Below are 23,911 nucleotides of genomic sequence, written 5' to 3' on the forward strand. Positions count from 1 at the left end.
GGGCCCTGCTATCGCGTGACGTAGTACGCGGAGAACTCGCCGGCGCTGTGCGCGCAACGCTGAAACCCGACGCGAAGCAGCCAGCCCTCGAACCTCGGGCTCGCGATGTTCTCGAGGTAGAGGACGCGCGCCTGCAGGCCGTCGCTGCCGTCGAGGAAGCGATCGACCAGCCGCGCGAAGTAGCCTTGGCTGCGGGCGTCCTCGGAGACCTGGATGTGGGCCAGGCAGAGCGCCGGCTCGCCCGGCGTGGAGGCCTTGAACCAGGAATAGCGCATGTAAGCCTGCAGCGCCGCGCTCGTGTACCAGCGCGAGACGACGTCGTGCGCTTGGGGGATGCTGGCCTCGAACCGTGCGAGCCATGCGAAGCAGAGGTCCAGCTCGGCCTCCAGTTTGGTCGTGCAGTCCATGGCCCCATCGTAGCGGGCCTTGGCCTGCGGATATTGCGCTGCAACAACACCGCCGCCCTCGGAAAGCGGTTTCCGGCCTGGGGACTTTCCCCAGCCGAAAATGCCCGCTGGCGTCTCTTTGGCACCCTCACTTGCGCCAGAACGAGGGCGTCAGCAAGGCGATGAAGCTCAGCAGTTCGAGCCGGCCCAGCACCATCGCGAAGGTGCAGACCCAGACCTGGAAATCGGTCAGGCCGCTGAAGTTGCCGGCCGGCCCGACGCTGCCGAGCCCGGGGCCGGTGCAGTTCACGCTGGCCAGCACCGCGCTGAAGGCGGTGACCGGGTCGAGGTCGGTCAGCACCAGCAGCATGCTCAGCGAGATCGTCGTCACGCCGTAGACCAGCATGAAGGCCAGCACCGAGAAGATCACGCGGTGGTCGACCACCGTGCTGCCGAGCGTCACCGGCTGGACCGCGCGCGGGTGCACCAGGCGCGTCATCTCGCGCCGCGCCTGCTTCACCAGGATCAGCACCCGCACCATCTTGATGCCGCAGCCGGCCGAGCCGGCGCTGGTCGCCACGCTCGACAGCAGCAGCATGAAGAGCGGCGCGAACACCGGCCAGGCCAGGTAGTCGACGGTCGCGAAGCCGGTCGTGCTGCCGACCGAGATGGCGTGGAACATGCCGTAGCGCAGCGCATCCACCACGCCGTAGACGCCCTTGGCCCACAGCACCAGCGCCACCAGCAGGCCGCCGCCGATCAGCGCGACGAGCGTGCCGCGCAACTCGGGGTCGCGCCAGAAGCCGCGCCAGTGGCCCTTGCGCATGGCGATGAAGTAGAGCGCGAAATTGCAGCTGGCCGCGAGCATGAAGAGCACGGAGATGCCCTCGAGCAGCGGCGAGGCGAAGTAGGCGAAGCTGGCGTCGTGCGACGAGAGCCCGCCCAGGCTCACGGTCGCGAACATGTGCATCATCGCGTCGATGGCGCTCATGCCGCCGGCCCAGTAGGCGAGGAAGCAGGCGGCCGAGAAACTCGCGTAGATGCCCCAGAGTCCCTTGGCGGTCTCCTTCACGCGCGGCGTCAGCTTGCTGTCCTTGATCGGGCCGGCCACCTCGGCCTTGAAGAGCTGGCTGCCGCCCACGCCCAGCAGCGGCAGGATGGCCACCGCCAGCACCAGGATCCCCATGCCGCCCAGCCATTGCAGGAAGGTTCGCCAGACGTTGATCGACACGGGCAGCTCGTCCAGCTTGGCGAGCACCGTCGCGCCCGTGGTCGTGAGGCCGGACACCGACTCGAAGTAGGCATGCGTGAAGTTGATCGGCCGCCCGATGTCGTCCAGGGCCCACATCATCGGCAGCGTGGCGAACAGCGGCAGCAGCACCCAGGTGAGCGACACCAGGAAGATGCCATGGCGCGGCTGCAGTTCGCGCTTGTAGCGGCCCAGGCCGCCCCACAGGGCAGCCCCGCAGGCGAAGGAGATCGCGGCGGAAAACGCCCACACGTGGCGCAGGCCGTCGGCGTGGGTCCAGGAAATGATCCACGGCACGAACATGCCGAGCGAGAAGAAGGTCAGCAGCGCGCCGAGCACGCGCAGCACCGGGAAGAAGTCGCTCATCGAGAAGGCCGGTGGCGTCAGAAGAAGGTGGCGCTGACGCGGAACAGCTTTTCCACGTCGCGCACCTGGCGCTTGCGCGGCACGAAGATCACGACGTGGTCGTTGCTCTCGATCACGGTGTCGCCGCGCGCGATGATCACCTGCGCCGGAATCGGCGCCGCGGCGCCGGCCGGAGCCTCGCCCTCGCCGATCTCCGGCAGGCCGCGCATCACCAGCCCGAACTGCGCGCCCTTGGGCAGCTGGATCTCCGAAATCCGGCGGCCGACCACGCGCGAGGTCTTGCGGTCGCCGCGGGCCACGATCTCCAGCGCCTCGGCCACGCCGCGGCGCAGGCTGTGGACCGCCTGGACGTCGCCCTGGCGCACATAGGCCAGCAGTTCGCCGAGCATGGTCTGCGCGGGCGACAGCGCGATGTCGATCTGCGTGCCGTGCATCAGGTCGGCGTAGCTGCGCCGGTTGATCAGCGCCAGCACGCGCCGCGCGCCGAGCCGCTTGGCCAGCAGGCTGGCCATGATGTTGTCCTCGTCGTCGCTGGTGAGCGAGAGGAACAGGTCGATGTGCTCGATGCCTTCGTCTTCCAGCAGGTCCTCGTCGGTGCCGTCGCCGTGCAGCACCAGCACGCTGCCCGGCAGTTCGGAGGCCAGCTGCACGCAGCGCGCGTGGTCGCGCTCTAGCACCTTGATCTGGTAGTTGCGTCCGGTCTCGACCAGCTGCCTCGCGAGCCGCAGCCCGACGCGGCCGCCGCCCGCGATCATGATGCGCTCGACCTCGCGATGGTCCGCCTTGTCGTAGCGGTGCAGCGCCGACAGCACCGACTGCAGGTGCTCGCGCGCCGACAGCACGAACACCTCGTCGCCGGCTTCGATCAGCGTCGGGCCTTCGCAGACGATGAAGCGGTCGGGCTCGTTCTCGAGCCGGCGGTAGATGCCGACGATGCGCATGTCGGCACCGGGCACGGTTTCGCGCAGCTCGGCGATGCTGTGGCGCACCATCGGCGCGCCCGCGACCGCGCGCACCGCCACCAGGCAGGCCAGCCCGTTGGCGAACTCGCGCACCTGCAGCGCCTCCGGGTACTCGACCAGCTTGCCGATGTAGCGCGTGAGCGATTCCTCGGGGCAGATCACGCAGTCGACCGCGAAGCCCTCCTTGCCGAGCAGCGGGCTGTCTTCCTTGAAGGCGCTGGAGCGCACGCGCGCGATGCGCGTCGGGATGCCGAACACCTGGTAGGCCACCTTGCAGCAGACCAGGTTGGTCTCGTCCTGCGCGGCGCAGGCGATCAGCATGTCGCAATCGCGCGCCCCGGCCTCGGCCAGCACGTCGGGCTCGATGCCGCTGCCCACCACGCCGCGCAGCTCGATGCGTTCTTCGAGTTCGCGCAACCGCACCGCGTCGGTGTCGATGACGGTGATGTCGTTGCGCTCGGACACCAGCGTGCCGGCCACGCTCTCGCCGATGCGGCCTGCGCCGAGGATGATGATTTTCAAGTGATGTGGTCTCCCGGCAGGCTTTATACGCTGGAAGGCGGCGCGCCAGGGTGGCCGCCACTCCGGGAGCCGTGGGATTGCGGTGCCTGGGATTCATCGATAGACTGGTTTAACGAAAGCCTTAACGGATACTGAAAAATGCCATTGCGAGCGTCGGACATCGTTCCCATCAGCGAGGCGCGCGCCAGGCTCACGGAACTGGCCGAAGACGTCGTTGGAAGCGGTTCGGAAAAAGTGCTGACCAAGAACGGCGCCAGCTATGTGGCACTGGTCGACGCGCGTCGCCTGGACTACTACCATGCCCTCGAGCGCGAGCACGCGAGCCTGGTGCTGGCCGAAGATGCCGTCGCAGGGTTGCGGCAGGCCATGGCCGGCCACTTCGTCGCCGACGACGAACTGGACCAGGCACTCGGCGCCCCATCTGCGCCGTGAGCATTCCGGTCAACGCGAGGGTTCGCGCGGTTCCGAACTTCCTGGCGTACCTGGGCGCGGCGCGCGATTTCATGCACGCGCAAGCCGCCGGGACGGCGCCGGCGCGCTACAAGAAGCTCCAGCGTGAACTGGCGCGGGCGCGCGAGCTCCTGTCTTTCGCTCCGGCGAGCGGTCGGCCTGCGCGGTTTCTCGCTGCCCGCTCCGGATGGGGGCGGCTGCAGGCGGAGCAGGCCAGGCAATTGGCCGCGGCACTGGGCATGCCCGAACTGCGGGAATTCATCCTGGCGCGACACATCCTTGTCTACGCGCATTCCGAACGGGACGTCGTCCTGCTTTCGCTGCGGCATGAGCGCGAGCTGGGCTACGGCATGGCCGATTGACCGGCGCCCCGCCTGCCTAGAATCCCGCGATGGATACCCGCCAGATGCGCTGCATCGTCGCCATCGCCGAATGCGGCAGCCTGACCCGCGCCGCCGAGCGCCTCGGGCTGGCGCAGCCGGCCTTGACGCAGACCCTCAATCGTCTCGAGAGCGAGATCGGCGCCAAGCTGTTCGAGCGCAGCCGGCGCGGTGCGGCGTTGACCGAGGCCGGCCTGGCGATCGTCGAGGACCTGCGGGCTGCCCTGGCCCACGGCGATGCCGCCGCCGAGCGCGCCCGCGCCATGGGCGCCGGCCGGGCCGGGCGGCTGACCATCGGCTTCGTCACCCATGCGGTCTACGAGGTGCTGCCGCGGGCACTGCGCCGGCTGCAGGTGGAGCACCCCCAGCTGGACGTGGTGCTGCGCGAGATGAGCAACGCCGAGCAGGTCGACGCGCTCGAGGGCGGGCGCATCGACCTGGCGCTGCTGCACCCCCCGGTGCCGGTCACGGCCCGGGTGCACGAGCGGCGGCTGGGCGAGGAAGCGATGGTGGTGGCGCTGCCGGCCGACCATGAACTGGCGGCCGACGGCTGCGTGTCGATGGCCGAGATCGCCGCCCACGGGCTGGTGTGGTTCCCGGCCCAGCAGATGCCGCTGCTGCGCACGCTGATGCTCGGCGCCTTCCGCAGCGCGGGCCTGGACCTGCAAGTGCGGCAGGACGCCAACCGCACCCTCACCGTGCTGGCCTGCGTGGCGGCCGGCCTGGGCTGGTCGCTGCTGCCGAGCTCGGTGCGCTCGCTGCAGCATGCGGGCGTTCGCTATGCCCAGGTGCGCGACGGCGCGGCGCTGCCGTCCTTCGAACTGGCGGCGTTGTGGCTGGCGCGCTCGCGGCCGACCTTCGCCGACACCTTCGCCGCCATGCTGGCGGACTGAACTCAGTCCATCTGGATCTTGTGCGTCCGCGCCAGCTGGCCCCACTTGGCGATCTCCGCGCGGCGAAAGGCGTCGAGCTCGGCCGGCCCGCCAGCAACCACTTCGGCGCCGGTGGCCTCCAGGCGCTGGCGGATCCCGGGCTCCTTGAGCAGCGCCGAGAATTCCCTGGCCAGCCGCTCGACCACCACCGCCGGCGTGCCCGCCGGCACGAAGACCGCGTTCCACTCGTAGACCTCGTAGCCCGGCAGTCCCGATTCGGCCACCGTCGGCAGCTGCGGCAGCACCGGCGAGCGCGCCTTGCCCGTGACCGCCAGCGGCCGCAGCCTGCCGGCCTGGATGTACGGCAGGCTCGACGCCAGGCTGGCGAAGAAGACCGGCACCTGGCCCGCCATCACGTCGGTCAGCGCCGGGCCGCCGCCCTTGTAGGCCACGTGGGTCATGCGCACGCCGGCCATGGCGCTGAACTGCTCGGCCGCCAGGTGCTGGGCCGAGCCGTTGCCCGACGAGGCGTAGTTGATCTCGCCCGGCCTGGCCCGGGCCTGGGCCACCAGGTCCTGCACGCTGCCGATCGGTGCCGCCGGATTCACCACCAGCACGTTGGGCACCTTCACCAGCAGCGACACCGGCGCCAGGTCGCGCAAGGTGTCGAAGGGCATCTTGCTGCGCAGCGCCGGGTTCTGCGCATGGCTGGAGGCATCGAGCATCAACGTGTAGCCGTCGGGTGCGCTCTTGGCCACCAGGTCGCCGCCGATCGCGCCGCCGGCGCCGCCGCGGTTGTCGACCACCACCGGCTGGCCGAGCCGGCTCGACAGGGCGGGCGCGACGATGCGCGCCACCGCGTCGACCGTGCCGCCGGGCGGGTAGGTCACGACCAGCCGGATCGGCCGGCTGGGCCAGGGCTGGGCCTGCACCGCCAGCGCCGCGAGCAGCAGGACGGCGCCGGCGCCGGCCCGGGCCAGCCAGCCCGGGCGAGAGAAGTCATGGCGCATGAAGGTCTCCCTCTCGTTCGAAGCCGAAGAGCCGGGCCGGCGTGTCGACCAGGATCCGCTGGCGGGCTGCGGCGTCGGGCACCCAGTCGGCCAGCGCCGCCCGGGCGGCCGTGTAGTCGACGCATTCGCGGTGCTCGGTGTGGGGCCAGTCGCTGCCCCACAGCAGGCGCTCGGCGCCGAACGCGCGCAGCAGCCGCTCGGCCGCCACGCTGGCCTGGGCCGCCCAGGGCGCGGGCCAGCTGCGGTAGGCGGCCGAGAGCTTGACCCAGGTCCGGCCGCCGGCGGCCGCGGCCAGCAGCCACGCCTGGCCGGCGTCGGCCAGGGCGCCGGGGCGGCCGAAATGGTCCACCACCAGCTTGCAGCCGGCATCGAGCACGGGCTGCCCGGCCCGGGCCAGCGCCTGCGCGTCGCGGTGCAGCTCGACATGCCAGTCGAGCGCGCGCACGCGCGCGAACAGGCGCTGCCAGGCCGGGCGCGAGAAGTCGGGGATCGGCAGGCCGACCAGGTTCAGCCGGATGCCGCAGATGCCGCCGTCGGCCAGCGCCTGCAGGGCATCGTCGTCGGCCTCGGGGTCGACCACGGCGACGCCGCGCAGCCGGCGTGGCCGGGTCCGGATCGCATCGAGCAGGAAGCGGTTGTCGGTGCCCAGGAAGCTCGGCTGCACCAGCACCGCATGCGAGACGCCGTGGGCATCGAGCAGCGCGCCGAAGTCGGCCGGCGTGGCGTCGTAGTCCGGCGCGTGGCGGCGCTGCGGCGCCAGCGGCAGCCCGCGCACGAACACGTGGGCATGGCTGTCGATGGCGGTGATCGCCGTCGCCAGGGGCTCAGGCATAGCGCTGTTCGAGCGCGTCGAAGGCGCTCTTGCGCACCAGCGCCTGGCGCTCGGCGAAGGTCGCGACCAGGCCGCCGGATTCGTCGAGCCGGCCGTCCCGCTGCAGCGCCTGCAGCGCCTGCTGCATGCCGTGCACCGCGCCCTGCAGCGCGGCATTGGCATAGAGCACCAGGCCGAAGCCCATGGCGGCGAAGTCGCTCGCGGGCAGGGTCGGCGTCTTGCCGCCGATCACCACGTTGACGAGTTGCGGGCAGGCGATCTCGCGCGGGATGCGGTGCAGCGCCTCGAGCGATTCGGGCGCCTCGACGAAGGTCAGGTCGGCGCCGGCCTCCGCATAGGCGACGGCACGCGCGATCGCGGCGTCGATGCCCTCCACGGTGGCGGCGTCGGTCCGCGCGATCACCAGGAAGTCCGGGTGCAGGCGGGCATCGACGGCGGCCCTGACCTTGCCCGCCATCTCCTGCAGCGGGACCACGGCCTTGCCCTCGAAGTGGCCGCATTTCTTGGGGCTGGCCTGGTCCTCGAGCTGGATCGCGTTGGCACCGGCGCGCTCGAGCGTGCGCACGCTGTGGCGCACGTTGAGCGCGTTGCCGAAGCCGGTGTCGGCGTCGACGATGATCGGCAGCGCCACCGCGTCGCGGATCGCCGCCGTGTGCTGGGCGATGTCGGACAGGCCGACGAAGCCGAGGTCGGGCAGGCCGTAGAAGGTGTTGGTCAGGCCGGCGCCGCTCAGGTAGACGGCTTCGAACCCGAGCTGCTCGATCACGCGGGCCGCCAGCGCGTTGGCCGCGCCCGGCACCATCAGCCCGCGCCGGGCCTCGACCTTGCGGCGCAGCGCCGTGCCGGGATGCAGCGTGTCCACCTCATTCGTCCTTCATGCCGGTGGCCTTGACCACCGCGCCGAGGCGCGCGCGCTCTTCGTCGACGAAGCGCACGAAGGCGGCCCGGGTGCCGCCGATCGGCTCGATGCCCAGGCCCTTGAGGCGCTCGGCGATGGCCGGCGTCTTCATGGCCGAATCGACCGCCGCGCTCATCTTGTCGAGGATCGCCGGCGGCGTGCCCTTGGGCGCGTGGATGCCGGCCCAGTGCGCGATGCGCAGGTCGCCATAGCCCTGCTCGGTCGCGGTGGAGAGCTCGGGGTAGGCCGAGATGCGGCTGGTCCAGGTGTCGGCCAGGGCCTTGAGCTTGCCGCTCTTGAGATAGGGCAGGGCGACGATGCTGGCCTCGGAGGTGGCTTCGACCTGCTTGCCGAGCACCGCCGTGATCGACTCGGAGCCGCTCTTGTAGGGCACGATGTCGAGCTTGGCGCCGTACTTCGTCTGCAGCACGCCCGAGACGAAATGCGGCGTGCTGCCGGTGCCGGCGGTGGCCCAGTGGAAGCCCTCGCCGGTCTTCGAGGCGGCGATGAATTCCTTCAGGTTCTTGTACGGCGCGTCGGCCGGCACCAGCACCACCGAGGGCGCCAGGCCGATCATCGCCACCGGCTCCAGGTCGGCGTCCTTGTAGGGCATGGTCTTCTTGATCATGCTGTTGGAGATCACGCCGGCGGCGCTGATCAGGAAGGTGTAGCCGTCGGGCGCCGACTTGGCGACCACGTCGGCGCCCAGCGTGGTGCCGCCGCCGGGCTTGTTCTCGACCACGACCGGCTGGCCCAGCGCCTTGGAGGCGCCCTCGGCGGCGGCGCGCGCCATCAGGTCGTTGGCGCCGCCGGCCGAGAACGGCACGATCAGCCGGATCGGCTTGGTCGGCCAGGCGGCCGGTGCCGCCTGCGCCCAGGCGGCGCTGCCGGCCGAGGCGGCGGCGAGGGCCGTGGCGACGAAGGTGGCGGCCAAGGTGCCGCGAAGGGAATGGGTCATGGTGTCTCCTGTTGCTTGCTCGCGCCGCGACGCGCGGCCCGGCCAAGTATCGGCAGCTCGTCACCCCCTGGGAATGCCTTGCCGGGTTGCTTATTCATAAGCGGCACTTATGCAACACTCGCGGCTCGGTTTCGCCATCTTCCCGTTCGCCATGTCCTCGCAGCGCCTTTCCGCCACGACCACCTCCCGCACCAACAGGCGCGCCATCGTCACCATGATCGCCGCGATGGGCTGCTTCGTGCTCAACGACGCGCTGGTCAAGCATGTGAGCCAGTCCATGGCCTCGGCGCAGCTGATCTTCCTGCGCGGGCTGATGGCCTCGGCGCTGGTGCTGCTGGCCGCGCACCGCCTGGGCGCGCTGCGGCAGGCGAGCGCCTTGCTGCACCCGCGGGTGGCGCTGCGCGCCGCGGTCGACGCCTGCGCGACCCTGTTGTACCTGCTGTCGCTGTTCCGCCTGCCGATCGGCAACGCGACGGCCATCAACCTCGCCGCGCCCCTGTTCATGACCGTCTTCGCGGTGCTCTTCATGGGCGAGCGCGCCGGCCGGGCGCGCTGGGCCGCCGTGGTGCTGGGCTTCGCGGGCGTGCTGTGTGTGGTGCAGCCCCGCGGCGATGGCTTCAACGCCTGGTCCCTGCTGTGCCTGCTCGGGACGCTGTTCCATGCCACGCGTGACCTGCTGACGCGTCGCATCGACCCGGTCATTCCGTCGATCATCATCACGCTGGCGACGGCATTGGCGGTCACCCTGCTGGCCGGCTGCCTGACGCTGTTCACCGGCTGGCCGCCGTTCGCGCCGGGCGACCTGGCCCTCTTGGGGGTCGCGGCCGCCTTCCTGGCCACCGGCTATCTCCTGCTCGTCCAATGCATGCGCGCCGGCGAGGTGTCGCTCACGGCACCGTTTCGCTACTCGGCGGTGCTGTTCGCCATGCTGCTGGGCTACGCCGTGTGGGACGAGGTCCCCAGCGGATCGGCCTGGCTGGGCATCGCGCTGCTCGTCGGATCGGGTCTCTACATGCTGCACGGCGAGCGCGGCCGGCTGCGGGCGGCCGCGCTGGACGCCCAGCCGGAATGACGGGCGGGCGTTAAGCCTTGGGCGGGGCGGGCGTTTCGGTGTGCACGGCGCACAACCACTGGTCGCCGTCGCGCACCCAGGTCGACGAGTCGAGCATCTCCTCGGTCGAAGTCTCCGACTTGCCCCTGGGCGCCGTCGTCTGCCGGACCCGGTAGACCAGGATGGCGGTGGCGTCGTTGGGACAGAGAACCTCGACGTCGCTGAACTCGAAGCCCTTCACGACCATCGATCCCTGTTCGGCCATTTTCCGGTAGCCTGCGTGATCGAATTGCATCGCGCCATGCGAACTCACCATCAGGGCAGGCTCGCACAACATCGACAGCGCGCTGTCCGTGTCCTGGTCCACCATGGATTGCCAGAACCGGGTCTCCAGATCCATCAGTGTCTTGCGCATGGCGGCACGACTCCTTCTTGATGTTGGGAAGTGAATCCATTCTCGAAAGGGCCCGGCGTTCGGGCGTCGGAGAGCCCGGGTTGTGCCGGTCAGCGAATTCCGACGCGTCGACATCGGATACAACAGCCGCATGCATGCACCGACAGACCGCCAACCTCCGGGGCACCATGGGCTCGTCCTGATCGAGGGCATCATGGGCTCCGGCAAGTCGACCGCCAACGGCTCGACCTGGACAAGATGGCGGTCGAGAACTCCGGGCGAGAATGGGCCCGGTACGACCGGCAGATCCTCGAGCGGCTGGGCCTGCAGGATGCAGCAGGCGGGTCGCTCACCCCTGGCGCCAACGCGTCGTCGACCTGAAAGGAACTCGCCATGCCGAGTGCGGAGCTTTGGTCCTGGAACAACGGCCCGGCCAAGGCGGCCATCCTCGACTTCGTGGCCAGGGTGACCTTGGAGGGCGGCCCGGACCATGTCCGTCCCGCCGATCGAATCGCGACCTTCGACAACGACGGCACGCTGTGGTGCGAGCAGCCGCTCCAGGTGCAGTTCTCGTTCGCCCGGCATCGATTGAACGCCATGGTCGCGCGCGATCCGGGCCTGGCGCAGCGGCAGCCGTTCAAGGCCTATGTCGACCAGGACATGGCGGCGATCAAGGCGGCCGGCATGCGCGGCCTCTTCGAGGTGGGAGCGGCCGTGCACGCCGGCGTGACCGAGGAAGCGTTCGACCAGGTGGCTCGGGACTGGCTCGCCGAAGCGAAGCACCCGACCCTGGGCCGCCGGTTCACGGAACTCGTGTACGTGCCGCAGCTGGAACTCGTTGCGTACCTTCAGAAGCATGGCTTCCAGGTCTTCATCGTGTCGGGCGGCGGCATCGACCTGATCCGCGCCTTCTCGGAGGAGGTCTACAGGATCCCCCGGCACCAGGTCGTCGGTTCCAGCGTCAAGACGCGCTTCGAGATCCAGCAGGACGTCGGACAACTGGTCAAGCTGGCCGAGGTCAACACCTTCGACGACCGCGAGGTCAAGCCCTGCAACATCGGACTTCACATCGGCCGCCGGCCGATCCTGGCATTCGGCAATTCGGACGGCGACCTGGCGATGCTCCGCTACACCAAGACCGGGCCCGGACCTCGGCTCGCGTTGCTGCTCCATCACGACGACGGCAGCCGCGAATTCGCCTACGACCGCGAATTCCGATTGAGCCCGCTCGCCGACGCGCTCGACAACGCGCCGCGCTACGGCATCGAGGTCGTGAGCATGAAGCGGGATTGGGCCGAGGTCTTCGCGCCATGACGACGCCAGGTGCCGTCGCCTGCGGGCGCCGGCCCGCGGCCCGCAGGACCTGCGGCGTCGGCGGGAAGCCCGGGTCTTCGATCCAGACGCACAGGCAGGCCGCGATCGCCTCGCGCAGCGGTGCGTGTCCGGCCGGGTCGTCGTAGCGCCCGGTCCGCTGGTGCCGCCGCCCTGCACATCGCGCGCCGCAGGTTGCCTTGGCGATCCTGCGCCACCTGCCTGCACCAAAGGGCAGCTTTACTTGGACCCTGGGCATGTCTATTCTTGCCTGAGCGTCGCCGCGATCCGTCGCCCCTTTCACCGACCAGGAGAAGCAGACATGGTTCGAACACTACTGGCGGCCAGCGTGCTGGCGCTGTCGCTCGGGGCTGCGGGCCTTCATGCCCAGCCCGCGCCGGCACCCGCCGCGGCCGCCCAGCCGGCGGCCAATCCGGTCGATCCCCAGGCGATCCAGGCGCTCAAGGACATGGGCGCGCACCTGCAGTCGCTGAAGCGCTTCGAGGTCGAGATCGAGCTGACCGCCGAGCGGGTGCTGGCCGATGGCCAGAAGCTGCAGCACGCGGCGACTGCCGAGCTCCAGGTCGTGCGGCCGAACAAGATGCGCGTGCGGATGTCCAGTCCGCGCTCGGTGCGCGAACTCTTCTACGACGGCAAGACCGTGACCCTGTTCACACCGGCGCTCAAGACCTATTCGCAGGCCGAGTTCAGCGACAACCTGAGCGTGCTGATCGAAAAGCTCAAGCAGCGCTTCGGCATCGAGGTGCCGGCCTCCGACCTGTTCGTCTGGGGAACGCCGGAGGCGCCGTTCGATGCGATCCAGTCGGCGATGTTCGCCGGGCAGGATTTCGTCGACGAGGTGCTCAGCGACCACTACGCCTTCCGGCAGGGCGAGCTCGACTGGCAGATCTGGCTCAGCGCGGGCGCCAATCCGCTGCCGCTCAGGCTCGTGATCACCAATCGCTCGGATGAAGCCAGGCCGCAATCGGTCACCGTGTTCGACTGGAAGAAGAACCCGGGCTTCAAGGATTCGACCTTCAGGTTCGTGCCGCCCAAGGGGGCGAGCGAGGCCAAGTTCGTTCCCCTGAAGACCTCCTGAAGGAGCCGTGCCATGAAGCAAGCAGCAAGCAGGACTTACGCGGCCCTTCTGAGCGCCCTGGTGGTTGCCGGGCTGGCCTGGGCGCCATCGGCCGAAGCCATCGGGGGCGGGGGACGCGGCGGCGGGGGAGGCATGCACGGGGGCGGTGGCGGCGGCATGCATGCGGGGGGCGGCGGTGGCGGCGCCAATCGGGCGCAGGTCAACAACCGCAGCGCGGACGTGCGCACCAACAACGTCCGCAACACCAGCGTCAACAACGTCAATGTCAACAACGTCAACCGCAACACCAACGTCGTCGTCACGGGCGGCGGCGGCGGCTGCCGCAACTGCGGCTGGGACAACGACTACCACCCGGTCGCCACCGCGGCCGCGGTTACCGCCACCGTCGCCGTGACTTCGGCGGTGGTGGGTTCGATGGTGCGGGCGGTCCCTGCCGGCTGCGTGCCGGTCAACTACGGCGGAATGGTCTACCAGCAATGCGGCACGGTCTGGTACCAGCCGCAGGGCGGCCAGTACGTGGTCATCAATCCGCCCTATTGAGCCTGGCGCGCCGGGGTGGCGCGCAGCTTGGAACCCGCGCTCGGGCATGCGACGCGGGCCTACACGACGAAGCGGTTTTGATTGCTAGCATCGACCGCCATGCGAATCGCCACTGCCATCGCGTACCGGGTGCTGCGGCGCGGCCGCCCGTTGCTGCTGGCATCGGTCTGCGCAGGCGGCATCGGCGATGCGCTGGCCGAGGGTTTCATCGACCAGGCCGATGGGCAGTTCGACATCGCCACCTCGATGACCCAGGGCAACGGCTTCCTGCCGATCCCGATCGTCATCAGCGAGCCCGCGGTGGGCTATGGGGGCGGCGTCGCCCTGATGTTCGTGCGCAACGTCGAACGCGCGGGCGTGTCCAGGGACGACGGCTCGCCGCGGCTGACGCCGCCCGATGTGTTCGTCGGCGGGGCAGCGGCGACGGAGAACGGCACCAAGGCGGCCTTCGTCGGTGGCAGCCTGAGCTTCGATGACGACCGCTGGCGCGTGCGCGGCGGCGTCGGCCGCGCCCAGGTCAATCTGCAGTTCTACGGCATCGGCGGCGGCGGCCTGGGCGGGGGCGCCCACAGCCTGGCCTATTCGCTCGACGGCTGGTTCTCGAGCCAGAAGGTGCTGCGCCGGATCGGCCGCAGCGACTACTGGCTGGGCGCGAGCTGGACCTACCTCGACCTCGGCAGCCAGCTCGACCTGAGCCAGGACCCGCGTGCCGGCCTGGCGGGCGAGCCGTCGGCGCGGCGCAACTCGGGCGTGGGGTTGACGCTGGAGCATGATTCGCGCGACAACACCTTCACGCCTTCCAGCGGCTGGACCGGTGCCCTCGATGCCACCTTCTATTCGCCCGACCTGGGCGGCGACACGCGCTTCCAGAGCTACCGAGGCCATGTCTTCGCCTATTGGCCGGTGGCGAAGGACGTGGTGCTGGCCGGCCGGCTCGACGGGCGCAGCGCCAGCGGCGGGGTTCCCTTCTACATGCTGCCGTTCATCGACATGCGCGGCATTCCCGCCGCCCGCTACCAGGATGCGCACACGGCGGTGACGGAGGCCGAGATCCGCTGGAACCTCCTGCCGCGATGGGCGGCGATCGCCTTCATCGGCGCCGGCCGGGCCTGGGGCCGCAACGACAGCTTCGGCGACGCACCGACCGAAGTCAGCCGGGGCGTCGGCTTTCGCTATCTGATCGCGAGGCAGCTCGGCCTGTGGGTCGGCCTGGACTACGCGCAGGGTCCGGAGGGCGGCGTGACCTACATCCAGGTGGGCAGCGCCTGGCGATGAGCGCGCTCTCGCGCTGACGCTCTGCACCAAAGGGCAATTGCAGCCCCGCAGCATCGCCGCCAATATCCGGCGTGGCCGGGCCGTGCCATGCAGAAAGGTCTCGTTCGACATGCCAGAAGGAAATGACCATGGCCGACCCTCGATCACCCGATGACGCCACCGCGCAGTCCTGGCTGGCGCGGCTGCTGCCGGTGCTGAACTGGGCGCCGGGCTATCGCCGCGACTGGCTCGGTGCCGATCTGCTGGCCGGCGTCACGGTCGCCGCCTTCTGCATCCCCGAGAGCATGGCCTACGCCGGCCTCGCCGGACTGCCGCCGCAGGCCGGCCTCTACGCCAGCCTGCTCGCGGTCTTCGCGTACGCCATCTTCGGCACCTCCCGGCAGGCGGCCATCGGCCCGACCTCGGCGCTGTCGATCCTGGTCGCGACCGGCCTCGCGGGGCTGTCCCTCAAGGACCCGGCGCGCTATGCCGAGATGGCGGCACTGCTCGCGCTCATGGTCGGCGGCATCGCGGTCGTGGCGCGGCTGTTCCGGCTCGGCTTCCTGGTCAACTTCATTTCCGAGTCGGTGCTGACCGGCTTTTCCGCCGGCGCCGCGATCTACATCGCCACCACGCAGCTCGGCAAGCTGTTCGGCATCGAGGGCGCGCACGGCGAGTTCGTCGACCGCATCGTCTACCTGTTCCAGCACCGGGGCGACACCAACCCGTGGTCGCTCGGCCTGGGCGTGGCCGTGATCGCCGTCCTGCTGGTCACCGAGAAGCTCGCGCCGCGCATCCCCTGGGCCCTGGTGGTGGTCGCGGCGTCGATCCTTCTCATGATGTTCACCGGGCTCGGCGGCCATGGCATCAAGATCACCGGCGAGATACCGAGCGGCCTGCCGCCGTTTCGGGTGCCCTCGTTCACGCTGGCCGACGCGCAGGCGCTGCTGCCCACGGCCTTCGCGGTGTTCCTGCTGTCGTACGTCGAAGGCATGGGCGTGGTGCGCACCTTCGCGGCCAAGCACAAGTACCCGGCCGACGCCAACCAGGAACTGCTGGCGGTCGGCGCGGCCAATGTGGTCTGCGGGCTGGGCTCGTCGTTGCCGGTGGGCTGCAGCATGTCGCGCTCGGCGGTCAACGACCAGGCGGGCGCCCGGACGCCGCTGGCGGGCGCGATCTCCGGCCTGCTGCTGGCCGTGATCGTGCTGTTCTTCACCGGCGCCTTCACGCAGCTGCCCGAGCCGGTGCTGGCCGCGGTGGTGGTGATCGCGGTCAAGGGGCTGATCGACATCGCGGCGCTGAGGCGCCTGCTGCGGGTGAGCCCGCGCGAGTTCTGGATCGCCCTGGCCGCCATGGCCGGCGTGTTGCTGTTCGGCATGCTCGAAGGCGTGATGATCGGCACCGTGCTGTCGCTGCTGCTGCTGGTCTGGCAGGCCAGCAATCCGAGCACCGTGCTGCTCGGCCGCATTCCGGGCACCGAGCTCTACAGCGACCTGGCGCGCCATCCGGACAACCAGATCGAACCCGGCACGCTGGTGTTTCGCGCCAATGCGGGCCTCTTCTATGCCAACGCGCCCAACGTCAAGGCGGACCTGATGGAGGCGATCGAGAAGCAGGGCAAGGAGCTGCGGCTGGTGGTGATCGATCTCTCGTCGTCGCCCTACGTCGACGTGGCCGCCGCCGACATGCTGGCCGAATGCCACGAGGAACTGGCGGGCCGGGGCATCACGCTGCGGCTGTCGAACATGAACGGCGCGGTGCGCGACATGATGCGCCGCGACGGGCTCGACAAGGTGTTCGGCGACCTCGGCCCGGCGCTCAGCGTCGAGTCGATCCTCGGGCAGTGGAAGAAGGCCGGGGCCCGCGCGTCCTAGCGCCCCGAGCAGACGCTGGTCACGACCTTGCAGGGCTCGGTCGGCAGCAGCCCCTCGCATTGCGCGATCGCGGCCTTGCCCGCGCTGCCCGTCGTGGCGCCGCTGGCCGCGCCCCATTCGCCGAAGTTGCCGGTCGCCAGCGCGCCGCAGGCGCGGTCGAAGGAGACGCGCACCCCGCAGCTGCCCGCGCGGCCCGCCATCCGCTCGCATTGGGCGCGGGCCGCCCGTTCGGCCGCCTCGCGGGAGGCGTGGTTGAAGGCGTAGCCATAGGCCCCCGGTCGGGATGCGATCGCGCCCCAGCTGGCGGCGGGCTGGACGGCGTCGGCGGGCGTGGCGGCGATGGCCGTCGACAGGCAGCCATGGAGCAGCGCGAGCGCGGCGATCAGGCGCACGGTGCGGGCCGGCCGGCGACGGCATAGACCTCGACCGGCAGCGCCTTGCCGCGCAGCGCGACCGCGCCCAGCAGGTCGACCGGGATCCGTCCGCCGAGCGCGGCACAGGTCGCCGGGTCGATCAATATCGTGCGCTGTGCCAGCTTGGTGTGCTCCTCGAGCCGGGCGGCGAGGTTCACGGTGTCGCCGATGCAGGTGTAGGTGGCGCGCTTCTGCGTGCCGGTGTAGCCCGCCACCAGCTCGCCGGTGGCGATGCCGACACCGATGCGGATCGCGGGCTTGTCGATCGCCAGCCGCCGGCTGTTGAGCAGTTCGACCCGCTCCACCATCTCGAGGGCCGCGCGCACCGCCGCCACGCCATGGTCGGTCATCGGCAGCGGGGCGCCGAAGATCGCCATCAGGCCGTCGCCGATCATCTGGTTGACGACCCCGCCATGGTCGTTGATGGCGTCGAACATCAGCGCGTAGTAGGCGTTCAGCAGCTCGATCGTCTCCTCGGGCGGCTGCGACTCGACCAGCGCGGTGAAGCCGCGGATGTCGGAGAACATCACCGAGCCCCGCACATGCCGCCCACCGAGCGCGAAGCCGGATTGTTCGAGGTCCTGCGCCACCTCGGAGGTGGCGAAGCGCCGCACCAGTTCCTTCTGCTGGTCGCGCAGCCGCTTCTTCTCGAGGCTGGCGCCGATGCGCGCCTTGAGCAGCACCGCGTTCACCGGCTTGGGCAGGTAGTCCTCGGCGCCGAGCTCGATGCAGCGCACGATGTTGTCCAGCCCCTCCAGCGACGAGGTCACGATCACCGGCAGGTCGCGCAGCTTGGGATCGGCGGTGAGCTCCTCCAGCACCTGGAAGCCGTCCATCTCGGGCATCTCGATGTCGAGCAGCAGCAGGTCGAAGGGCTCGCCACGCAGCATGTCGAGCGCGATCCGGCCGTTCTCGGCGCAGCCGACGCTGTGGCCCTGCAGTTCGAGGCCGCGGGTGAGCAGCAGGCGGTTGACCTTGTTGTCGTCGGCCACCAACAAGCGGGCCTGGGGAGGGTCGGCTTCAGCCACGGCAGAGCGCCTCCAGCGCCCGCGCCACCCGGGCGTACTCGGCCGCCAGCGCATCGAGCGCATCGGGTTTGCGGGCGGCGTCGAGTCCGCCCAGCTCCTGCTCGCGCGCCAGCGCGGCGAGCGCCAGCGCGCCGAAGGTGAGGCTGTTCGACTTCAGCGAATGCGCCGCCCGGCGAAAGACGTCGGCCTGGCCCGCCGCGAGCGCCTCCCGGAGCTCCGACAGCATCGCCGGCGCCTCTTCGAGAAAGGTCTGCACCAGTTCCTTGACGAAGTCGGCCCCCGCGCTCTCCTGCAATTCCGCGAAGGTGGCAGCGTCGATCGTCGCATCGCTCATGTGGTTCGGTCCTTTCGTGGCGGCACGCTGTGCAGTGCCTCGACCAGCCGATCGACGCGGATCGGCTTGGCCAGGTAGTCGTCCATGCCCGCGGCCATGCACATCTCGCGGTCGCCCTGCATGGCGTTGGCCGTCATCGCCACGATCCGGGGGCGCCGTCCGTCCTGCAGCAGTCCGCAGATCTGCCGGGTCGCATCCAGGCCGTCGAGTTCGGGCATCTGTACATCCATCAGCACCACATCGTAAGCCTGGCGCTGCACCGATTCGACGGCCTCGATGCCGTTGGCCGCCAGGTCGGCCCGGTAGCCCATCTGCTGCAGCAGGCGCAGCGCGAGCTTCTGGTTCACCGCGTTGTCCTCGGCCAGCAGGATGCGCAGCGGATGGTGCGCCGCCATCGACGGGTCGATCTGCGGCTTGAGCGCGCCGCCGTCCGCGGGCCGGGCGGCCGAATCGGGCGCCAGCAGGCCGATCAGGGTGTCGAACAGGTGCGACTGCCGGATCGGCTTGCCCAGGTAGGCGTCGAACAGGGATTCGGCCTCGCCCGCGTCGCGCCGGCCCAGCGAGCTGAACAGCACCAGCGGCAGGGTCGGGCGGATCGCACGCACGCGGCGCGCCAGCGCGATGCCGTCCATGCCGGGCATGTGCATGTCGAGCACCGCCAGGTCGAAGGGCTCGCCCTGCTCGATCCAGCGCAGGGCCTCGAGCGGCGATTCGGTGGCGTGCGCGGCCATGCCCCATTTGTCGACCTGCGCCGCCAGCACGCGGCGGTTGGTCGCGTTGTCGTCGACCACCAGCACGCGCCGGCCCTGCAGTTCAGGCTGCACGCCGAGGAAGTCGCGGTGCCGGCTGGGCGGCAGCGGCGCGACCGGGACCTCGATGCTGAAGTGGAAGGTCGAGCCCGCGCCCGGCCCGCCGCTCTCGGCCCACATGCGCCCGCCCATCATCTCGGCCAGCCGCTTGCTGATCGCCAGGCCGAGGCCGGTGCCGCCGTACTTGCGGGTGGTGCTGGAGTCGGCCTGCGAGAACGACTGGAACAGCCGTCCCATGCCCTGCGCCGTCAGGCCGATGCCGGTGTCGCGCACCGCGAAGCCCAGCGCCACCTTGCCGCCCGGGCAAGGCTGCGAACGCACCGTCACGACCACTTCGCCGGCCTCGGTGAACTTCACCGCGTTGCTCAGCAGGTTGAGCAGAATCTGGCGCAGCCGCGGCAGGTCGCCGCTCACCGCGGCGGGCACCTCGCCTTCGAAGACATAGGCGGTGTCGAGGTCCTTCTCGGTGGCCCGGGTGCTGACCAGGTCGAGCGCCGACTCGACGCACTCGCGAAGGTCGAAGGGATGGGCCTCGATGTCCATCCGGCCGGCCTCGATCTTCGAGTAGTCGAGGATGTCGTTGATGATGGTCAGCAGCGCGTCGCCCGAATCGCGGATGGTCGCCACGTAGTCGGCCTGCTCGGCGTCGAGCGGGGTGTCGAGCAGCAGGCCGCTCATGCCGATCACCGCATTCATGGGGGTGCGGATCTCGTGGCTCATGGTCGCCAGGAAGGCGCTCTTGGCCTCGTTGGCGGCCTCGGCGGCGGCCCGCGCCTCCTTGGTCTCGGCGAACATGCGGGCGTTCTGGATCGCGATCACGGCCTGGTCGGCGAAGGTCTTCAGCAGCTTGATCTCCTTCAGGTCGAACGGGCCCGGGGGCTGCCGCGTGACGTGGATCGAGCCGATGTTGTGCCCCTCCCAGACCAGCGGGGCGATCATGATCGCGTAGGTGCCCACTTTCTCGGCCAGCTCGCGCATGAAGCGGGGCAGGTGCGGGTCCGCCAGCGCATCCGGGATGTGCAGCACCGCGAGCGCCTGCTGCGAGACCGCGACGGGGATCGGATCGACCGGCCGCGGGTAGTACTTCTCCAGGGCTTCGCGGGCCGAGCCGAGGTGGGCGCCCAGGTGCACCAGGCCGTCGCTGCCGATCAGCGAGATGCCCATCTGGGAACCGGAGAACAGGCGCTGGCAGCTCTCCAGGATCTTGTCGAACACCGGCTGCGCGTTCTCCATCGAGCTGCTGATGACCTGCAGCACCTCCGACATGGCGGTCTGCCGCTCCAGGGTCGCCTTCATCTCGTCGAACAGGCGCGCGTTCTCCAGCGCCAGGCCCATGCTCGCGGCCACGGTCTCGAGCAGCCGGATGTCGTGGCTGCCGAAGGCATGTTCGCGCTCGTGGTCCTGCATGCCGATGATGCCCAGCACCCGGTCGCTGCCGATGATCGGCACCGCCACGATCGAATGCGCCCAGTCGGTGCCCGGGGCCGGCGCGAAGCCGGCCCGGGTCTGTTCCTCGCGCGTGTTCGCGACCGCGGGCCGGCGGGTGCGCAGGATCCGCGCGGCCGGACCGTCCGGTTTCAGGGGCCGCGCCGGCGGCAGGGGCAGCGGACGGTTGTGCTCGTAGCGATAGAGCGCCTGCATCAGCTCGGTCTTGTCGTCCCACCACAGGATGTTGATGTCGCCGGAGTCGAACACCTCGCGCAGCTTGTCGCCCACCATGCGGATGATGGCCTGGAACTCCAGCCGCGCGGCCATGCCCTGCTGGATGCTGTTGATCAGCGTGAGTTCGCCGGTGCGCTGCGCGAGCTCGGCCGTGCGCTCGGCCAGCAGGGCGTGCAGGGCTTCGTCGCCGGCCGCGGGTTGCGGCGGGTGCGCGGGCGCCGGCCCGAGCCGCTCCCAGAGGAAGCGGTAGGCCAGCGCCTTCAGGGTCGCGGCCTGGGCGTTGGTGGCGGCGCCGCCGTGGCCGCCCTCGATGTTCTCGTAGTAGCTCACGTCCTTGCCGGCCTCGACCATCGCCGCCGCCATCTTGCGCGCATGGGCCGGGTGCACGCGGTCGTCGCGGGTCGAGGTGGTGAACAGCACCGGGGGGTAATCCCGCCCCGGATCGAACAGGTGGTAGGGCGAGAAGCTGCGGATGAATTCCCATTGCGCGGGGTCGTCGGGATCGCCGTACTCCGCCATCCAGGAGGCGCCGGCCAGCAGGCGCGTGTAGCGTCGCATGTCGAGCAGCGGGACCTCGATCACCACGGCGCCGAACAGCGCCGGATAGCGGGTCAGCATCATGCCGGCGAGCAGCCCGCCATTGGAGCCGCCCTGGGCGCCGAGATGCCGGGGGGAGGTGACGCCGCGCGCCACCAGGTCCTTGGCCACCGAGGAGAAATCCTCGTAGGCGCGATGCCGGTTCTGCCGCAGCGCGGCCTGGTGCCAGAGCGGCCCGTATTCGCCGCCGCCGCGGATGTTCGCCACCACGTAGACGCCGCCCTCGTCCAGCCAGGCGCGCCCGAGGGCGCCCGAGTAGCCCGGGGTCAGCGAGATCTCGAAGCCGCCATAGCCGTAGAGCAGCGTCGGCGCCGTGCCGTCGAACGCGAGGTCGGCCCGGCGCACCATGAAATAGGGCACGCGGGTGCCGTCGTCGGAGCTGGCGAAGTGCTGCTCCACCACCAGGCCCGCGGCGTCGAAGAAGGCCGGCATCGCCTTGAGCAGTTCGGGCGGCTGCCCGAGCGTGGCCAGCGAGAGGGTCGAGGGCGTGAGGTAGTCGGTCGCGCTCAGCCAGACCCGGTCGCTGTCGTCGCGGTCGACCGCCCACGCATGCACGCTGCCGATGGGCGGGGCGCCGATGAAGTCGCTGCGGGTCCAGGGCCCGCTGCCGTCGGCCGGCGGAGTCAGCACGTGCAGGCGGTTCTTGACGTCGTCGAGCACGTTGAGCACCAGCTGGCTGCGGGTCCAGGTCGCGGCCGCCAGCGAGCGCGTCGGGCCGGGCTCGAACAGGACCGCGAAGTCGCGCTCGCCGCGCATGAAGGGCTCGAACCGGGTCGCCAGCAGGGCGCCGGCGGGATGGCTGCGTCCGCCCACCTCCCAGGGGTCGCGCAATTCGACCAGCAGCCATTCGCACTGGATGCTCGGCTGGGCCGACAGCGGCACGTCGACCTTCAGCAGCCGGTCGCCTTCGGCCAGCAGGAACAGCTCCGCACTGTAGAAGGCCAGCGAGCGCGACACGAAATCGCGCTCGAAGCCGGGCGTGTGGCTGCGCCAGGCCGAGATGTACATGTCGTCGGCCCGGCCTTCGTAGACTGCGGGCGCGGCCGCGAGCGGCGTGCCGCGGGCCCAGCGCCGCGCGACCCGGGGATAGCCCGAGGCGGTCGACGCCGCCTCGCCGAGGGTGCTGAAGGCATAGACCGTGTCGTCGTCGATCCAGGCCAGGCCGCCCTTGGATTCGGGCCGGAAGAAGCCGCCTTCCTCGGGCGTCACGAAGCGCTTGGCGACGAGGTCGAACTCGCGCGTGACATCGGCATCGGCGCCGCCGCGCGAGAGGCTCAGGAGCGCCTTGCGGTACGCCGGGCGCAGCACGGACGCACCATGCCAGACCCACTGCACGCCCTCGGCGGCGGCGAGGGCGTCGAGGTCGAGCACCGTTTCCCAGGCCGGGTCGGCGCCCCGGTACTCGGCCATGGTGGTGCGCCGCCAAAGGCCCAGCGGGTGGTCGGCGTCCTTCCAGAAGTTGTAGTAGAGCTCGCCGATCTTGGCGACCTCGGCGATCCTGGCGTCGGCGTCGAGCACGGCCCGGATCGCGGCCTGGGTGCGGGCGAACGCCGGCGTCGCGGCCAGGGTGCCGAGGGTCCGGGCGTTTTGCTCGCGGACCCAGCCCAGGGCGTCGGCGCCCTCGACCTCTTCGAGCCAGAGGCGCGGGTCGGCGGGTTCCGTCGACCCGGATGCGGTGCCGGAGGCAGGGGCGGCGCTCATGGGGTGGCGGTGCGAACTGGAATGTCCCGGTACGTGGTGCGCCGCACCGAGCCCGGGGAGACGCCGGCGAAGCGCTTGAAGGCGCGGCTGAAGGCGGCCTCGGACTCGTAGCCGACCCGGCCGGCGAGCTCGGCGAGCGGCGTCGCTTCGTCCCTGAGCCAGGCCTCGGCCGCGTGCATCTTCCAGCGTGCCACGTACTGCATGGCGGGCTCGCCGACCCGCTGGGTGAAGCGGGCCGCGAAGGCCGAGCGCGACATGCCGACCTCGCGCGCCAGCGATTCGACGCTCCAGTGGCGCGCCGGGTCGCGATGCACCAGCGCGATGGCGCGGCCGATCTGGCGGTCGCGCAGGGCGCCCAGCCAGCCGGTCCGGGCGCCGGGGTCGCTGGCCAGCCACGAGCGGATCGCCTGGATCACCAGGATGTCGGCCAGCCGGGTGATGATGGTCTCGCCGCCGGCGCGCAGCGCCTGCGCCTCGGCCACGATCAGGCGCAGCGTGCTTTGCAGCCATTCCTTCTCGGACGACTCCCAGGCGTCGACGCGGATCACGCGCGGCAGCGCTTCGAGCAGGCGATGCGCGGCCGCGTGCTCGAAGCGCACCGCGGCGCAGATCATCGAGGTCGGCGCGCCGCCGCCGCCGTGACGCAGGACCTCGTAGCGGTCCCGGACCCGTTCGCGCGGCAGGTCGAACAGGTGGCCCGGCAGCGCGCCCGCGCCGCAGCCGAGCCGGTGGCCTTCGCCGTGCGGCACCAGCGCGAGGTCGCCGGTGCGCAGCGTGCAGGGCTCGGTGCCCTCGACCTCGAGCCGGCATTCGCCCGCCGTCACGACGTGGAGCATCAGGCAGCTTTCCATTGCCGGCAGCTCGAGCGCCCAGGGCGCGCTGAACTCGCTGCGGCAATAGAAGGTGCCGCTCATGCGCAGGAAATGCAGCGCTTCGCCCAGCGGGTCGGCGGGGGTCAT

22 protein-coding genes are annotated in these 23,911 nt (G+C 70.5%); 9 read left to right on the forward strand and 13 right to left on the reverse strand.

Features of this window, described 5'->3' with window-relative positions; translation table 11 throughout:
* Nucleotides 1-8 precede the first annotated feature (8 nt).
* The 3 genes from QTI33_RS20055 to trkA form a co-directional block, all read right to left on the reverse strand.
* Nucleotides 9-407: a hypothetical protein gene (locus QTI33_RS20055; RefSeq protein WP_286508022.1), complete on the reverse strand. Its 399-nt coding sequence runs from the start codon at nt 405-407 to the stop codon at nt 9-11.
* 127 nt (nt 408-534) lie between these two features.
* Entirely contained in the window at nt 535-2,001 is a 1,467-nt protein-coding gene (locus tag QTI33_RS20060) for a TrkH family potassium uptake protein (protein ID WP_286508023.1), read from the reverse strand.
* 17 nt (nt 2,002-2,018) lie between these two features.
* Nucleotides 2,019-3,485: a Trk system potassium transporter TrkA gene (trkA, locus tag QTI33_RS20065; RefSeq protein ID WP_286508024.1), complete on the reverse strand. Its 1,467-nt coding sequence runs from the start codon at nt 3,483-3,485 to the stop codon at nt 2,019-2,021.
* 138 nt (nt 3,486-3,623) lie between these two features.
* Between trkA and QTI33_RS20070 the strand changes: the two genes are divergently transcribed.
* The 3 genes from QTI33_RS20070 to QTI33_RS20080 are packed head-to-tail and all read left to right on the forward strand — an operon-like array spanning nt 3,624 to nt 5,208.
* Nucleotides 3,624-3,917, forward strand: a complete 294-nt coding sequence (locus QTI33_RS20070) for a type II toxin-antitoxin system Phd/YefM family antitoxin (protein WP_286508025.1) — start codon at nt 3,624-3,626, stop codon at nt 3,915-3,917.
* Nucleotides 3,914-4,297: a hypothetical protein gene (locus QTI33_RS20075; RefSeq protein ID WP_286508026.1), complete on the forward strand. Its 384-nt coding sequence runs from the start codon at nt 3,914-3,916 to the stop codon at nt 4,295-4,297. The genes QTI33_RS20070 and QTI33_RS20075 overlap by 4 nt, the downstream gene beginning before the upstream one ends.
* A 29-nt stretch (nt 4,298-4,326) precedes the next feature.
* Complete coding sequence (locus tag QTI33_RS20080; RefSeq protein ID WP_286508027.1) at nt 4,327-5,208, forward strand: LysR family transcriptional regulator; 882 nt, start codon at nt 4,327-4,329, stop codon at nt 5,206-5,208.
* Nucleotides 5,209-5,210: 2 nt separating this feature from the next.
* On the opposite strand, the gene QTI33_RS20085 is transcribed toward QTI33_RS20080, so the two are convergent.
* From QTI33_RS20085 to QTI33_RS20100, 4 genes are all read right to left on the reverse strand, one after another.
* A complete protein-coding gene (locus QTI33_RS20085) occupies nt 5,211-6,197 on the reverse strand; it encodes a tripartite tricarboxylate transporter substrate binding protein (protein ID WP_286508028.1) in 987 nt (328 codons plus the stop codon).
* Complete coding sequence (locus tag QTI33_RS20090; RefSeq protein WP_286508029.1) at nt 6,187-7,029, reverse strand: amidohydrolase family protein; 843 nt, start codon at nt 7,027-7,029, stop codon at nt 6,187-6,189. The genes QTI33_RS20085 and QTI33_RS20090 overlap by 11 nt, the downstream gene beginning before the upstream one ends.
* A complete protein-coding gene (locus tag QTI33_RS20095) occupies nt 7,022-7,831 on the reverse strand; it encodes an isocitrate lyase/PEP mutase family protein (RefSeq protein ID WP_353506347.1) in 810 nt (269 codons plus the stop codon). The genes QTI33_RS20090 and QTI33_RS20095 overlap by 8 nt, the downstream gene beginning before the upstream one ends.
* A gap of 61 nt (nt 7,832-7,892) precedes the next feature.
* On the reverse strand, nt 7,893-8,885 hold the full coding sequence (locus QTI33_RS20100; RefSeq protein WP_286508031.1) for a tripartite tricarboxylate transporter substrate binding protein: 993 nt from the start codon (nt 8,883-8,885) through the stop codon (nt 7,893-7,895).
* A gap of 109 nt (nt 8,886-8,994) precedes the next feature.
* On the opposite strand from QTI33_RS20100, the gene QTI33_RS20105 reads away from it, so the two are divergent.
* Nucleotides 8,995-9,957, forward strand: a complete 963-nt coding sequence (locus QTI33_RS20105) for a DMT family transporter (RefSeq protein ID WP_286508032.1) — start codon at nt 8,995-8,997, stop codon at nt 9,955-9,957.
* A 10-nt stretch (nt 9,958-9,967) separates the two neighbouring features.
* On the opposite strand, the gene QTI33_RS20110 is transcribed toward QTI33_RS20105, so the two are convergent.
* Nucleotides 9,968-10,351 (reverse strand): nuclear transport factor 2 family protein, encoded by a 384-nt coding sequence (locus QTI33_RS20110; RefSeq protein ID WP_286508033.1) that lies wholly within the window; start codon nt 10,349-10,351, stop codon nt 9,968-9,970.
* A gap of 372 nt (nt 10,352-10,723) precedes the next feature.
* Between QTI33_RS20110 and QTI33_RS20115 the strand changes: the two genes are divergently transcribed.
* From QTI33_RS20115 to QTI33_RS20135, 5 genes are all read left to right on the forward strand, one after another.
* The gene (locus QTI33_RS20115; protein WP_286508034.1) at nt 10,724-11,644 is read left to right on the forward strand and encodes an HAD family hydrolase; all 921 of its coding nucleotides are present in this window, start codon (nt 10,724-10,726) and stop codon (nt 11,642-11,644) included.
* A 319-nt stretch (nt 11,645-11,963) separates the two neighbouring features.
* Entirely contained in the window at nt 11,964-12,740 is a 777-nt protein-coding gene (locus QTI33_RS20120; protein ID WP_286508035.1) for a DUF2092 domain-containing protein, read from the forward strand.
* Between the two features lie 12 nt (nt 12,741-12,752).
* Nucleotides 12,753-13,280: a hypothetical protein gene (locus QTI33_RS20125; protein WP_286508036.1), complete on the forward strand. Its 528-nt coding sequence runs from the start codon at nt 12,753-12,755 to the stop codon at nt 13,278-13,280.
* A 99-nt stretch (nt 13,281-13,379) separates the two neighbouring features.
* Complete coding sequence (locus QTI33_RS20130; protein ID WP_286508037.1) at nt 13,380-14,555, forward strand: BamA/TamA family outer membrane protein; 1,176 nt, start codon at nt 13,380-13,382, stop codon at nt 14,553-14,555.
* 128 nt (nt 14,556-14,683) lie between these two features.
* Nucleotides 14,684-16,408 (forward strand): SulP family inorganic anion transporter, encoded by a 1,725-nt coding sequence (locus QTI33_RS20135; RefSeq protein ID WP_286508038.1) that lies wholly within the window; start codon nt 14,684-14,686, stop codon nt 16,406-16,408.
* On the opposite strand, the gene QTI33_RS20140 is transcribed toward QTI33_RS20135, so the two are convergent.
* From QTI33_RS20140 to QTI33_RS20160, 5 genes are read right to left on the reverse strand one after another with little or no spacing between them, the layout of a single operon-like run.
* The gene (locus QTI33_RS20140) at nt 16,405-16,800 is read right to left on the reverse strand and encodes a DUF4189 domain-containing protein (protein WP_286508039.1); all 396 of its coding nucleotides are present in this window, start codon (nt 16,798-16,800) and stop codon (nt 16,405-16,407) included. The two genes, QTI33_RS20135 and QTI33_RS20140, sit on opposite strands and share 4 nt — an antisense overlap.
* The gene (locus QTI33_RS20145; protein ID WP_286508040.1) at nt 16,791-17,849 is read right to left on the reverse strand and encodes an adenylate/guanylate cyclase domain-containing protein; all 1,059 of its coding nucleotides are present in this window, start codon (nt 17,847-17,849) and stop codon (nt 16,791-16,793) included. The genes QTI33_RS20140 and QTI33_RS20145 overlap by 10 nt, the downstream gene beginning before the upstream one ends.
* Nucleotides 17,842-18,183, reverse strand: a complete 342-nt coding sequence (locus tag QTI33_RS20150; RefSeq protein WP_286508041.1) for an Hpt domain-containing protein — start codon at nt 18,181-18,183, stop codon at nt 17,842-17,844. The genes QTI33_RS20145 and QTI33_RS20150 overlap by 8 nt, the downstream gene beginning before the upstream one ends.
* On the reverse strand, nt 18,180-22,952 hold the full coding sequence (locus QTI33_RS20155; RefSeq protein ID WP_286508042.1) for a response regulator: 4,773 nt from the start codon (nt 22,950-22,952) through the stop codon (nt 18,180-18,182). Before QTI33_RS20155 ends, QTI33_RS20150 begins: the two co-directional genes overlap by 4 nt.
* The gene (locus QTI33_RS20160; RefSeq protein ID WP_286508043.1) at nt 22,949-23,911 is read right to left on the reverse strand and encodes an AraC family transcriptional regulator; all 963 of its coding nucleotides are present in this window, start codon (nt 23,909-23,911) and stop codon (nt 22,949-22,951) included. Before QTI33_RS20160 ends, QTI33_RS20155 begins: the two co-directional genes overlap by 4 nt.

The organism is Variovorax davisae (assembly GCF_030316845.1).
In the GTDB taxonomy this organism is placed as follows: Bacteria; Pseudomonadota; Gammaproteobacteria; order Burkholderiales; family Burkholderiaceae_C; genus Variovorax; species Variovorax davisae.

Excerpts from the sequence above, each read along its gene's own strand:
- QTI33_RS20070 (WP_286508025.1), top strand. The coding sequence starts at position 3,624 with ATGCCATTGCGAGCGTCGGACATCGTTCCCATCAGCGAGGCGCGCGCC.
- QTI33_RS20120 (WP_286508035.1), top strand. The coding sequence starts at position 11,964 with ATGGTTCGAACACTACTGGCGGCCAGCGTGCTGGCGCTGTCGCTCGGG.
- QTI33_RS20150 (WP_286508041.1), bottom strand. The coding sequence starts at position 18,183 with ATGAGCGATGCGACGATCGACGCTGCCACCTTCGCGGAATTGCAGGAG.
- QTI33_RS20095 (WP_353506347.1), bottom strand. The coding sequence starts at position 7,831 with ATGGTGCCGGGCGCGGCCAACGCGCTGGCGGCCCGCGTGATCGAGCAG.
- QTI33_RS20090 (WP_286508029.1), bottom strand. The coding sequence starts at position 7,029 with ATGCCTGAGCCCCTGGCGACGGCGATCACCGCCATCGACAGCCATGCC.
- QTI33_RS20055 (WP_286508022.1), bottom strand. The coding sequence starts at position 407 with ATGGACTGCACGACCAAACTGGAGGCCGAGCTGGACCTCTGCTTCGCA.
- QTI33_RS20085 (WP_286508028.1), bottom strand. The coding sequence starts at position 6,197 with ATGCGCCATGACTTCTCTCGCCCGGGCTGGCTGGCCCGGGCCGGCGCC.
- QTI33_RS20135 (WP_286508038.1), top strand. The coding sequence starts at position 14,684 with ATGGCCGACCCTCGATCACCCGATGACGCCACCGCGCAGTCCTGGCTG.
- QTI33_RS20060 (WP_286508023.1), bottom strand. The coding sequence starts at position 2,001 with ATGAGCGACTTCTTCCCGGTGCTGCGCGTGCTCGGCGCGCTGCTGACC.
- QTI33_RS20105 (WP_286508032.1), top strand. The coding sequence starts at position 8,995 with ATGCAACACTCGCGGCTCGGTTTCGCCATCTTCCCGTTCGCCATGTCC.
- QTI33_RS20080 (WP_286508027.1), top strand. The coding sequence starts at position 4,327 with ATGGATACCCGCCAGATGCGCTGCATCGTCGCCATCGCCGAATGCGGC.
- QTI33_RS20125 (WP_286508036.1), top strand. The coding sequence starts at position 12,753 with ATGAAGCAAGCAGCAAGCAGGACTTACGCGGCCCTTCTGAGCGCCCTG.
- QTI33_RS20115 (WP_286508034.1), top strand. The coding sequence starts at position 10,724 with ATGCCGAGTGCGGAGCTTTGGTCCTGGAACAACGGCCCGGCCAAGGCG.
- QTI33_RS20130 (WP_286508037.1), top strand. The coding sequence starts at position 13,380 with ATGCGAATCGCCACTGCCATCGCGTACCGGGTGCTGCGGCGCGGCCGC.
- QTI33_RS20100 (WP_286508031.1), bottom strand. The coding sequence starts at position 8,885 with ATGACCCATTCCCTTCGCGGCACCTTGGCCGCCACCTTCGTCGCCACG.
- QTI33_RS20160 (WP_286508043.1), bottom strand. The coding sequence starts at position 23,911 with ATGACCCCCGCCGACCCGCTGGGCGAAGCGCTGCATTTCCTGCGCATG.
- QTI33_RS20155 (WP_286508042.1), bottom strand. The coding sequence starts at position 22,952 with ATGAGCGCCGCCCCTGCCTCCGGCACCGCATCCGGGTCGACGGAACCC.
- QTI33_RS20110 (WP_286508033.1), bottom strand. The coding sequence starts at position 10,351 with ATGCGCAAGACACTGATGGATCTGGAGACCCGGTTCTGGCAATCCATG.